The organism is Cupriavidus necator, assembly GCF_040578825.1.
Taxonomy (GTDB): domain Bacteria; phylum Pseudomonadota; class Gammaproteobacteria; order Burkholderiales; family Burkholderiaceae; genus Cupriavidus; species Cupriavidus necator_E.
Genome location: NZ_JBEFLI010000006.1, coordinates 14,180 through 26,378, shown reverse-complemented (window position 1 = coordinate 26,378; position 12,199 = coordinate 14,180). Strand labels below are relative to the sequence as shown.

Below are 12,199 nucleotides of genomic sequence, written 5' to 3'. Positions count from 1 at the left end.
CAAGCGGGAGAGGGGAGCCTGATGCAGGCGGTAGAGAGAGCCTGCTGCAAGCGCAGCAGTCTCAACGCAAGGCAGCTTACTTCCCGCCAACCGTCTCCAGCACCGTCCACTTGCCGCCCACCACCTTGTACACGGTAATACCACCATCCTTCAGGTCGCCGCGCGCATCATAAGCCAGCGACTTGGTGGTCACGCCCTGCATATTGGTAGCAGCCAGCACCGGCAGGTAACGCGCCGGATCGGCAGAGCCAGCCTTGACCATCGCCGACATCATCGCGGTGGCACCGTCATACGCGTACGGCGAATAGGTCTGCACCTTCGAGCCGAAGCGCTTCTCGTACTTCTTCTCGTACGTGGCGCCACCAGGCATCTGGTCCAGCGGCAGGCCGGCCAGCGATACCACGGTGCCTTCAGCCGCCGGGCCGGCCAGCTTCAGGAAGTTGTCGGTCTTGGACATTTCGCCCGACACCAGCGGGGCCTTCATGCCCAGTTCCTTCACCTGCTTGGCCATCGGCGCGGACTGGGTCTCGGCGCCGCCGTAGAAGATGATGTCCGGGTTGCTGCGCTTGATGTTGGTCAGCACGGCCTTGAAGTCCACCGCCTTGTCGTTGGTGAACTCGCGGCGCACGATCTTGCCGCCGGCGGCCTTGGCGGCCTTCTCGAACTCGTCGGCCAGGCCCTGGCCGTAGGCGGTGCGGTCATCGACGATGGCGATGTTCTTCGCGCCCAGCTTCTTCACCACGAAGGCGCCGATCACCGAGCCCTGCTGGGTGTCGGAGGTCATCATGCGGAAGGTGGTCTTGAAGCCTTGCTTGGTGTATTCCGGCGCAGTCGCCATGGCGATCTGCGGAATGCCGGCGCGGTTGTAGACCATCGACGCCGGGATGGTGGTGCCCGAGTTGAAATGGCCCAGCATGCCCTGGATGCCGTTATCCACCAGCTTCTGTGCGACCACCGAGCCGGTCTTCGGATCGGCCTGGTCGTCTTCGGACACCAGCACGAACTTGACTTCCTTGCCGCCGATCTTGGGCTTGGTGGCGTTCATGTCCTCGATCGCGAGGACGATGCCGTTCTGCATGTCCTTGCCGTACTGCGCCTGGCCGCCGGTCATCGGGCCGGCAAAGCCCAGCTTGATTTCCTGGGCTTGCGCGAACGCGGCGGAGGCCGCGGTCAGGCCGGCCAGGGTCAGGGCAACGGTCACTGCCGTCTTGTGGAATGTCGAGCTCATCAGATCTCCTTGGGTCCCAAATGGTGCCGATGTGGTGCCGTTGCCGGCATTGTTGGAGGCGCGGCCTTGGCAGTGCCGCGCCGTTCTTCGTATGCGCGCCGGGGCGGGATCGCCGCCACCGCCGTGCGCTTCGACAAGACGACGTCCGAGGTTGCCTCAGCCGATCGTCATCAAACTGGCATTGCCGCCCGCGGCCGCGGTGTTGACCGAGAGTGAGCGCTCGATCAGCAAACGGTCGAGCGCGACATTCGGTTCCCCCTGCGCCAGGCCCTGTACGCCGATGATCGGGCCGGGGCGCGCGGCCACCTGCTCGCACACCGTGCGCAGCTGGTCGGAGTCGCCGTGGTGCAGCACCGCATCGATTGCAATATCCGCCGCGGTCCAGTCGGCCACCATGCGGACGCGCGATTGTACGCCCTCAGGCAGGCGCGCAAACAGCCCCCGCGCGACAGGGTTTTCCGGCCACAGCGCCTCGGCGCCGACGGTCAGCACGGCGCCCAGTTGCAGCGCCAGGTCGGACTCCTGCGTGGCCAGGCAGAGCACGCGTTCACGCGGCAGCAGCGTGTAGGTATTGCGCTCGCCGGTGGGGCCGGCCAGCGTCACCGCCAGGCCGGAGGGCGAGCCCTCGGCAAAGCGTTCGCAGGCCGCTGCCGCTTCCGGCAGCTCGGCGCGAGCCCAGGTGCGGAAGGCTTCGGCGGCGCGCACGGTGTCGCCGTCCGGGCGCACCGTCTCGGCACCGCCATTGGCATCGGCCGCGCGCACGCTGCGCGCCACCGCGTCCTGCGGGCATACCGACAGCAGCCGGTGCAGGTAGAGCGGGCCGCCCGCCTTGGGGCCGGTGCCGGACAGCGCTTCGCCGCCGAACGGCTGCACGCCCACCACCGCGCCGACGATATTGCGGTTCACATACAGGTTGCCGACATGGGCGCGGCTGACGATAAACGAGATGGTCTCGTCGATGCGGGTATGGATGCCCAGCGTCAGGCCGTAGCCGGTGCCGTTGATCTGGCCGACCATGGTGTCCAGCGCCGTGCGCGGGAAGCGCACCACATGCAGCACCGGGCCGAACACCTCGCGCTTCAGTTCCTCGATGCTGTCCAGTTCGATCAGCGTCGGCGGCACGAAGGTGCCGTGGCGGCAGCTGGCGCCCTGCGCGGCGTTGGGATCGGCCTGGTGGACACGGCGGCCCTTGGCGCGCATCGCGTCGATATGGCGCACGATGTTGGTACGTGCCTCTTCGTCGATCACCGGGCCGACATCGGTCGACAGGCGGTCCGGGTTGGCCATGTTCAGTTCCTGCATCGCGCCCTTGAGCATTTCCAGCACGCGATCGGCCACGTCCTCCTGCAGGCACAGCACGCGCAGCGCCGAGCAGCGCTGGCCGGCCGAATCGAACGCGGAGTTGACCACGTCGCCGACCACCTGTTCGGCCAGCGCCGAGGAGTCGACGATCATCGCGTTCTGGCCACCGGTTTCGGCGATCAGCGGGATCGGGCGGCCGGCGGCGTCCAGACGCCCGGCGACGTTGCGTTGCAGGATGCGCGCGACCTCGGTCGAGCCGGTGAACATCACGCCCTTGACGCGGGCATCGCCTACCAGCGCGGCGCCGACGGTCTCGCCACGGCCCGGCAGCAACTGCACCGCGCCGGCCGGCACGCCGGCTTCGCGCAGCAGGCGCACGGCGGCCGCGGCAATCAGCGGGGTCTGCTCGGCAGGCTTGGCCAGCACCGGGTTGCCGGCGGCCAGCGCTGCGGCGACCTGGCCGGTGAAGATCGCCAGCGGGAAGTTCCAGGGGCTGATGCAGACCACCGGGCCCAGCGGGCGGTGGGTCTCGTTGTCGAAGCTGCGGCGCACCTCCGCGGCGTAGTAGCGCAGGAAGTCGACGGCCTCGCGCACTTCGGCGATGGCGTTGGAGAAGGTCTTGCCGGCCTCGCGCATGATGATGCCCATCAGCGACTGCATCTGGGCTTCCATCAGGTCGGCGGCGCGTTCCAGCGCGGCGGCGCGCACGTCCGGCGGCGTCGCCTGCCAGATCGGGGCGGCATTGACCGCGGCCAGCAGCGCGGCGTCGACGTCGGCCTGGCTGGCCTCCGTAACATGGCCCACCACGTCGCGGTGGTCGGCCGGGTTCAGCACCGGGCTGGTGAGGGCGTCAGCGGCACGCGGCACCTCGGCACCCAGCATCGGCTCGGCGACATAGCGCTCGCTGGTGCCGGCCAGCAGCGCCGATGACAGCGACGCAAGGCGGTGTTCATTCGCCAGATCGATGCCGGCCGAGTTGGGACGGCTCTTGCCATACAGCGTGCGCGGCGACGGAATGCGCGGGTGCGGCAGGCCGAGTGCGCCTTCGTCGCGGTGCATGGCCTCGACCACGGCAACCGGGTCGCCCACCAGCTCGTCGAGCGAGATGGTGTCGTCGGCGATGCGGTTGACGAAGGAAGTGTTGGCGCCGTTTTCCAGCAGCCGGCGCACCAGGTAGGCCAGCAGCGTTTCATGCGTGCCGACGGGCGCGTAGATGCGGCACGGACGGTTGAACTTGCCGTCGGCGGTCGGCCCCACCACCTGGTCGTACAGCGGCTCCCCCATGCCGTGCAGGCACTGGAACTCGTACTGGCCGGGGTAGTAGCTGTGGCCGGCGATCTGGTAGATGGCCGCCAGCGTATGCGCGTTGTGCGTGGCGAACTGCGGGTAGATCGCGTCCGGCACCGACAGCAGCTTGCGCGCGCACGCCAGGTACGACACGTCGGTGTAGACCTTGCGCGTGTAGACGGGGTAGCCCTCCAGCCCTTCCACCTGGGCGCGCTTGATCTCGCTGTCCCAGTAGGCGCCCTTGACCAGGCGGATCATCAGGCGATGGCGGCTGCGGCGGGCCAGGTCGATCAGGTAATCGATGACGAACGGGCAGCGTTTCTGGTAGCCCTGCACCACGAAGCCGATGCCGTTCCAGCCGGCCAGCTCGGGCTCGAAGCACAGGCGTTCGAGCAGGTCGAGCGAGATCTCCAGGCGGTCCGCTTCCTCAGCATCGATATTGATGCCGATGTCGTACTGGCGCGCCAGCAGCGTCAGCGACTTCAGGCGCTCGTACAACTCGGTCACCACGCGCTCGTGCTGGGCGCGGCTGTAGCGCGGGTGCAGCGCCGACAGCTTGATCGAGATACCCGGGCCTTCATAGATGCCACGGCCGCGCGAAGCCTGGCCGATGGCGTGGATGGCCTGCTCGTACGAAGCGAGGTAGCGGGCGGCATCGGCCTCGGTCATGGCCGCTTCGCCCAGCATGTCATAGGAGTAGCGGAAGCCCTGCGCCTCGTACTTGCGCGCATTGGCGAGCGCCTCGGAAATGGTCTCGCCGGTGACGAACTGCTCGCCCATCAACCGCATCGCCATGTCCACGCCTTTGCGGATCAGCGGCTCGCCGCCCTTGCCGATGATGCGGGTCAGCGCCTTGGTCAGGCCGGATTCGGTATGGGTGGCGACCAGCTTGCCGGTCAGCAGCAGACCCCAGGTGGCCGCGTTGACGAACAGCGACGGGCTCTGGCCCAGGTGCGACTGCCAGTTGGCGCCGCTGATCTTGTCGCGGATCAGCGCGTCGCGGGTGGCTTTGTCGGGGATTCGCAGCAGCGCTTCGGCCAGGCACATCAGCGCCACGCCCTCCTGCGACGACAGCGAGAATTCCTGGATCAGGCCCTGCACCAGCCCTTCGCGGCCCGAGCCGACCTTCTGCTCGCGCAGCCGGGTAGCCAGCGTCTTGGCCATCTTGATGGCGGCCTCGGCCTGTTGCTGCGGCAGCCGGGCCTGCTCGAGCAGCACGGGTACGCAATCGGATTCGGGACGGCGATAGGCCGAGGTGATGGCGGCGCGCAGCACCGACTGCGGCTGGATGCTCTGGGCGAATTCCAGGAACGGCTGCGGCGCCCCGTCGTGGCCCGGTTCGGTCCCATCGGGGCTATCGGCCTCCGCGGTGCCCGCGGCGCCGGTCTCGTGCGGCAGGTGGCCGCGCTCGACTTGCTCCAGGTACGTGAAGATGGCCTGCTTGATCAGCCAGTGCGGCGTGCGGTCAATGGATTGGGCGACGCGCTTGAGGCGATCGCGCGAGGCGTCGTCGAGTTTGACGCCGAGGGTGGTGGTGGCCATGCGGGCATTCTCCGTAAGACGGGAGGCTGCCGCCGGTGCTACCGCGTCTGTGCCGGAATGGCAGGGGCGCGCGACCGGCCGCAGCCTGTGAGCTGGGGCGATCTTACTCTCGGAAATCCCTCGGGTGCAACCTAGTGCAACCCTATCGGAAACCCTAATACACGGGTTGCACCTAAGTCGCTGTTTGCCGCTGTTCCTGCCGTGCCGCGACTGGCTCAAATCCTCAGCGGATCGATTTCAAGCTGCCAGCGCACTCCCTTCGCTTCCGGTCCAACCGCTGCGAAAGTCTGTACCCACTCAGCCACGAAACGCTGCAATACCGGGCGCGAAGTCGCCTCCACCAGCATCTGGGCACGCTCCCGGTTGGCAACGCGCACCATCGACATCGGCACGGGATCATGCAGTTGCACTTCGGCCGCGAGCTGGCAATTCTCGGCATGCCGGCGCGCCGCCTGCAGGAATAGCAGCGCCCGTTCGAGCTGTCCGTGTTCGGCCGTCACCAGCACCTGGAAGCAGAACGGGGGCAACCCGGCCTGACGCCGCTCGCGCAACTGGCTGGCCGCGAATCCATCATAGTCGTGGCGCGTCAGCGCCTGCAATGCCGGGGTGTCCGGGTAGCGCGTCTGGATCAGCACCTCGCCGGGCAGGCCGGCCCGCCCTGCCCGTCCCGCCACCTGCATCAGCGACGCGAACAGGTGCTCGGCGGCGCGGAAATCGTGGCTGAACATGGCCGCGTCCGGATGGACGATGCCGACCAGTGTCACGCGCTGGAAGTCGTGGCCCTTGGCCACCATCTGCGTGCCCACCAGGATGTCGACCTCCCCGGCATGGACCTCGTCGAACATTGCCTGCGCGCTGCCCTTGCGCCGTGTGGAATCCGCGTCGATGCGGGCGATGCGGGCCTGCGGGAAACGCGCCGCCAGCGCCTCTTCGATGCGCTGCGTGCCGCGGCCCAGCGGCGCGATATCGACATTGCCGCAGTCCGGGCAGTGGTGGGGTACCGGCGCCTCCAGCCCGCAATGGTGGCAGCGCAGGCGCCGCTCGGGCCGGTGCAGCACCAGGTACGCCGAGCAGCGCGGGCAGCCTGACAGCCAGCCGCAGCTGTCGCACGCCAGCACCGGGGCGTAGCCGCGGCGGTTCAGGAACAGCAGGCTCTGCTCGCCGCGCGCCAGGCGGGCGTCGATGGCTTCCAGCAGCGGCACCGACAGGCCTTCGAACAGGGCGCGCTGGCGCTGGCGCTCGTGGTTCAGGTCGACCAGCCGCACTACCGGCAGTGTGGCGTCGGCCTGTGCGCGCTCGCGCAGCACCAGCTTGCGGTAGGTGCCTTGCCCGGCCCGCCACCAAGTCTCCATCGACGGCGTGGCCGAGCCCAGCACCACCGCGATGCCGCGCTGCTTGGCACGCCACACCGCCAGGTCACGCGCGGAGTAGCGCAGCCCTTCCTGCTGCTTGTAGGAGGTGTCATGCTCCTCGTCGACCACGATCAGCGCCAAGGCAGGCAGCGACGCCATCACCGCCATGCGCGTGCCCAGCACGATGCGGGCCTCGCCACGGTGCGCGGCCAGCCACTGCAGGCTGCGCTCCTGGTCGGCCAGGCCGCTGTGCAACACCGCGAGCGGCAGGTGCGGGAAGCGCGCGGCGATGCGCGCCTGCAGTTGCGGCGTCAGGTTGATCTCGGGCACCAGCATCAGGACCTGCGCCTGGGGGTCGCGTTCCAGCACCGCCTGCATCGCGTGCAGGTAGACCTCGGTCTTGCCGCTGCCGGTGACCCCGTGCAGCAGGAACGGGGCGAAGCCTTCGGCCCCGGCGATGGCCTGGACCGCGGCGCGCTGCTCGTCATGCAGCGGCGGCGCGACTGAGGGGGCTTGCGACGGGTCGGTCCGCAGCAGCGGGCGCGCGGTGCGGCTGGCCTCGACCCAGCCGGCAGCCTGCCACTCGGCCAGCCGTGCGGGCGCCGCCGCGCACAGCATGCGCGCGTCGGCCAGCGCCAGCGGCTCACCGCTGCCGGCACGCTCGGCCAGGGCCTGCGCCAGCGCACGCACGCTGCGCGCGCGCGGTGGCACCGCGCCCAGCAACGCGTCGGCGTGGGCGGGCAACAGGCGGTATTCGTCGGTGCGGGCGCGCTGGGCCAGTCCTGGCCAGCTCTCGGCCTCACGCAGCGCCGGCGGCAGGGCCGGCAGCATCACCTCGCCCAGGCGGCGCTGGTAGTAGCGCGCGGCAAAGGCGGCCATCTCGATCCAGTCGGGCGGCAGCGGCGGCATCCAGTCTAGGCGCTGTGCCACCGGCCGCAGGCGTTCGGTGGGTACGTCGGAGCGGTCGGCGCGCTCTACGGCAACGCCTACCAGGCTGCGGCGGCCGAAAGGCACCACCACCAGGTCTCCCAGCGCAATGTCGGGCGTGGCGAGGTAATCGAAGCAGTCGTCGGCGGGGGTGTCCAGTGCGACCCGGACAATGGGCGGCACGCCAGTGCGCGGCGCATTTCCCTCCGCATGAGGGATTAGAGGAATTGAGCCGTCAGCGTGCTCCATACGGCAATTCCTGGTGCACCGCCTTTGCGCACACCTCGCGCAGCAGGCCGCGTTGTGGCGGATGGTCGGCTTTTTGTGTGCAGTGCAGCATCAACTTAAAGTAAAACTTCAAATGCGGCCCTAAGTCGATGATAGATGACTGCTTTTCCACTATTTCAACCGCCCCTGTGGATAACTTTGTTGAAAAGTCGCACCGACGCACCCGCAAGCCGCGCAAAACAAGGGAATTCACCGGCCTCGACCATGGCGTTGCAAATCTTCCAAATCCTTAAAAATCAAGGTCTTGCAAACGCCCTTCAGATAGGTTATTAGCCTCGTTCGTCTTGCACTGCGGCAAACTTATCGGTGTGCATAAGTCAAGTGCCGGCAGTCAAGTGCGAGCACCTTTTTGGCGAATGCTGGCGAAAAAGTTAACTTGACAACCGTAACCGGGCGCCTCTCGCAGCACCGCGTACGCGCAGCGTCCGCCGCATGGCGTTTCGTTGCAGCGCGTCCAGCGCACGCGTCCAGGCATACCGCCACCGTCACTTCTGCCCTTCGCGCAGCTTGCGGCTGTGGCGATGCACTTCATCGACCAGCACGCTGACGTTCTCCGGCGGCGTGAATTGCGAGATGCCATGGCCCAGGTTGAACACATGGCCGTCGCTGCCGCCGCCGGCGGCAAAGCTCTCAAGCACGCCGCGCACCTGTTCGCGGATCGACGCTTCCGGCGCGAACAGCACGGTGGGGTCGATATTGCCTTGCAGCGCCACACGGCCGCCGGTGCGGCGGCGCGCTTGCGCCAGGTTCACGGTCCAGTCCAGGCCGATCGCGTCGGCGCCGGTATCGGCCAGCCCCTCCAGCCACAGCCCGCCGCCCTTGGTGAAGACGATCGCCGGCACCTGCTCGCCCCGATGCTCGCGCTTCAGGCCTGCCAGCACGCGGCGCATATAGGCCAGCGAGAACGCCTGGTACATGCCGTCCGCGAGCGCACCACCCCAGGTATCGAAGATCATCACGGCCTGGGCGCCGGCTTCGATCTGGGCGTTCAGGTAGGCCGTGACCGCCTGGGCGTTGATTTCGAGGATGCGGTGCATCAGGTCCGGGCGGCCGTACATCATCGCCTTGACCGTGCGGAAATCGTCCGAGCCGCCGCCTTCGACCATATAGCAGGCCAGCGTCCAGGGGCTGCCGGAGAAGCCGATCAGCGGCACCCGCTGGCGGCCGTCCTGCACTAGTGCACGGCGGATCTCGCTGACGGCGTCGAAGACGTATTGCAGCTCGGCCATGTCGGGCACGGCAAGCTTCTGCACATCGTCCTCGGTGCGCAGCGGATGCGCGAAGCGCGGGCCTTCGCCCTGCGCGAACGACAGGCCCAGGCCCATTGCGTCCGGCACGGTCAGGATGTCGGAGAAGAGGATGGCCGCGTCCAGCGGATAGCGGTCCAGCGGCTGCAGGGTGACCTCGGTGGCATAGGCCGGGTTCTTGGCCAGCCCGAGGAAGCTGCCGGCGCGCGCGCGCGTGGCGTTGTACTCGGGCAGGTAGCGGCCTGCCTGGCGCATCAGCCACAGCGGCGTGTATTCGGTGGGCTGGCGGCGCAGCGCGCGCAGGAAGGTATCGTTCTGCAGAGCGGTCATGGTCATCCTCGTAAGACCGCCATTCTAAGGGATGGCCGCGGCGCGCCGCACGCTTGGGAATCGCGCGGGACTGCTCAGGCGTTGCTCAGGCTTCCTCGAGCAGGCCGGCGAACGCGGCGGCCGCCCGCCGCATCCATTCGCGCGCGCGCTCGGCCTCGGGCTGCAGCCGCGCGAAGCCATGGGTCATGCCGCCGGCCTCGATGGTGATCACCGGCGCGTCGTGGCGCACCAGGAAGTCGGCATAGGCCAGGCCATCGTCGCGCAGCACGTCGTGCGCGGCCACCACTACCGCGGTCGCCGGCGGGCGTACCGGCGCCGCGGCCATCAGGTGCACGCGCGGATCGGCATGCGCGGCGCCCTGGGCCAGTGCCTCGGCGCCGATGAACTGCGTCCAGAACCACGCCATCTCGTCGCGCGTCAGGCCGGGGCCATCAGCGAACGCGCGATAGCTTTCGGTGCTGAGCACCGGCGCGGTGACCGGATAGACCAGAAGCTGCGCATCGACGCGCACCGCATCGCCGGCGTTGAGCTGCTGCGCTGCCTGGGCGGCCAGGTGGCCGCCGGCGCTGTCGCCAGCCACGGCCAGGAAGTCCGGCGCCAGTCCGAGCGCCTCGCGCTGGCCGGCGAGCCACTGCGCCGCGTCGACGGCATCGTCGCAGGGCGCGGGGTACGGGTGCTCGGGCGCGAGCCGATAGTCGACGCTGGCAACCGCGCAGCCGGTATCGGCGGCCAGCAAGCCGGCCACGGTGTGGTGTGTATGGGTGGAGCCGATCACCCAGCCACCGCCGTGGAAGTACACGACCAGTCGCGGCGCCGCCACGCCCTGCGGACGGAACAGCCGCGCACCCAGCGTGCGGCCGGGCAGCGTGAGCTCGATGTCCTGCACCGCGATGCCGTCGGGGTCCGGCAGCATCGAAGCCGCCGCGATCTGGGCAAAACGGGCCCGGTGCGCCGGGATATCGGCGGGGACGGGTTCCCCGGCGTAGCGGTCGGCGAGGCGGCGGTAATAGGCGAGCAGTTGCGGATCGATGGCCATGGTCGGCGGCGGGATAATCGGGGTGAAGCGGCGGGTAGCCGGGACGGGGATGTGGATAACGTTGCGCGGGCGGCTCAGTCGAGCCCGAGGTGGCGCGTCAGTTCGATCTTGCTGCAGCAGTCCTGCACCGCCAGCAGCCCGGCGTCGGCGGCGCGGCGCACGGCCTCGTCGTTGACGATGCCAAGCTGCAGCCACACGCCGCGCGCACCGATGGCGATGGCCTCGTCGACCACGCCGGGCGTATCTTCGGCGCGGCGGAAGATATCGACCCATTCGATGCGAGTACCCGTAGCGAGCGCTGCGTCGGCCGCTTCACGCAGCGTGGCGTAGCAGGTCTCGCCGAGGATGCGCTCGCCCGTATGGCGCGGATTGACTGGCAGGATGCGGAAACCGTGGCCCTGCAGGAATTCGGCTACCTCGTGGCTCGGCCGCTCAGGCCGGTCGGACAGTCCGACCACGGCCACGGTCTTCATGGCCAGCATGGCTTGTATCGCTTGCTGCATCTCTGGGGGCATCGCGTCTCCGAAGGTAGACAAATCAGGACCCGGATCCTACGGCCGCAAAGGGCCTTGGCATGGGGCTGGACGTATCGAATCGTAACCGCGAATTGTCACGCACAGATGGTGCGCCAACGCACACGGATTCCCGCGGTAAATGATAAGGCGGCTTCACCCGACGCATATAAACGTGATGTCGGCGCGCAAATATGTGCCGATCGCGGCGGATCCTGCCGCTACGGGCTTTCAACTTATTGCAAAACGATACATTTTGTTACTGCCATGCCGGGGAGTTTCCCCCACAATGCATTGACACACACGCGGTACGGTGTGCGGCGCCCCGGTGAATATGGCTGTTCAGACCTAAAGGGGCGTGGTGAAGAAAGCCTTTTTGTAGTGTTTTCCGGCAGTAACCCGATTTTCCGATCCAGCAAATCGCCGCTGGACCGGATCACCAGGAAGACCGTTGTAGCGCGTGGCCTTTGCGGCCTGTGTGCGGATAACAGTATCCGTTGCGCGTTGATTGTCGACCTGGACCGAACCCGTTCCTTCGAATTGACCCCTCGAAGGGATTTTCCCGTCCGCGCGGAGCCTCCCCGGCCCGCGCGCTTTTTTTTGTCCAGGCAGGACAAAAGCATATCGCTGTGCCCACAAAAAAGGCAGCCTCGCGGCTGCCTTTTTTAAATGTCGCATCGAAAAAACAACAATGCGACAGCCCTGCTTAGTGCTTACTTCTTACGACGCAGGCGGGCGATGGCAGCCAGCTGCGCGGCGGCCACGGCCAGCTCGCTTTGGGCGCGGGCCAGGTCCAGGTCGCTGCTCTGGTTCTGCATCAGTTCCTCGGCGGCGCGCTTGGCTTCCCGGGCCTTGGCTTCGTCCAGGTCGCCACCGCGGATCGCGGTATCGGCCAGCACGGTGACGTGCTTGGGCTGGACTTCGAGAATGCCGCCGGCAACGAACACGAACTCTTCGCTGCCGTCTTCCTTCTCGATCCGCACCGCACCCGGCTGGATGCGCGTGATCAGCGGCGTGTGGCCCGGCAGGATGCCCAGCTCACCCGACTCGCCCGGCAGCGCCACGAACTTCGCCTGGCCGGAGAAGATCGACGCTTCCGCGCTGACGACGTCTACAAGAATGGTTGCCATATCAGATCCTTTCTCCAA

General features: G+C 67.8%; 7 protein-coding genes. All 7 read right to left on the bottom strand.

Annotated features, from left to right (window positions below; genetic code table 11):
• Positions 1 to 76 precede the first annotated feature (76 nt).
• The 7 genes from AB1I47_RS05105 to AB1I47_RS05075 all read right to left on the bottom strand — a co-directional run bounded on the left by AB1I47_RS05105 (position 77) and on the right by AB1I47_RS05075 (position 12,181).
• A complete protein-coding gene (locus AB1I47_RS05105; protein ID WP_354682688.1) occupies positions 77 to 1,228 on the bottom strand; it encodes a branched-chain amino acid ABC transporter substrate-binding protein in 1,152 nt (383 codons plus the stop codon).
• 156 nt (positions 1,229 to 1,384) lie between these two features.
• The gene (gene putA / locus AB1I47_RS05100) at positions 1,385 to 5,359 is read right to left on the bottom strand and encodes a trifunctional transcriptional regulator/proline dehydrogenase/L-glutamate gamma-semialdehyde dehydrogenase (protein WP_354682687.1); all 3,975 of its coding nucleotides are present in this window, start codon (positions 5,357 to 5,359) and stop codon (positions 1,385 to 1,387) included.
• 215 nt (positions 5,360 to 5,574) lie between these two features.
• Positions 5,575 to 7,812, bottom strand: a complete 2,238-nt coding sequence (locus AB1I47_RS05095) for a primosomal protein N' (protein ID WP_354682797.1) — start codon at positions 7,810 to 7,812, stop codon at positions 5,575 to 5,577.
• 599 nt (positions 7,813 to 8,411) lie between these two features.
• Complete coding sequence (gene hemE / locus AB1I47_RS05090) at positions 8,412 to 9,503, bottom strand: uroporphyrinogen decarboxylase (RefSeq protein WP_354682686.1); 1,092 nt, start codon at positions 9,501 to 9,503, stop codon at positions 8,412 to 8,414.
• An 85-nt stretch (positions 9,504 to 9,588) separates the two neighbouring features.
• Complete coding sequence (locus tag AB1I47_RS05085) at positions 9,589 to 10,539, bottom strand: alpha/beta hydrolase (protein ID WP_354682685.1); 951 nt, start codon at positions 10,537 to 10,539, stop codon at positions 9,589 to 9,591.
• 74 nt (positions 10,540 to 10,613) lie between these two features.
• Positions 10,614 to 11,054: a CoA-binding protein gene (locus AB1I47_RS05080; protein WP_354682684.1), complete on the bottom strand. Its 441-nt coding sequence runs from the start codon at positions 11,052 to 11,054 to the stop codon at positions 10,614 to 10,616.
• Between the two features lie 710 nt (positions 11,055 to 11,764).
• Positions 11,765 to 12,181, bottom strand: coding sequence for a F0F1 ATP synthase subunit epsilon (locus AB1I47_RS05075; protein ID WP_354682683.1), 417 nt, complete (start codon positions 12,179 to 12,181; stop codon positions 11,765 to 11,767).
• Positions 12,182 to 12,199 lie beyond the last annotated feature (18 nt).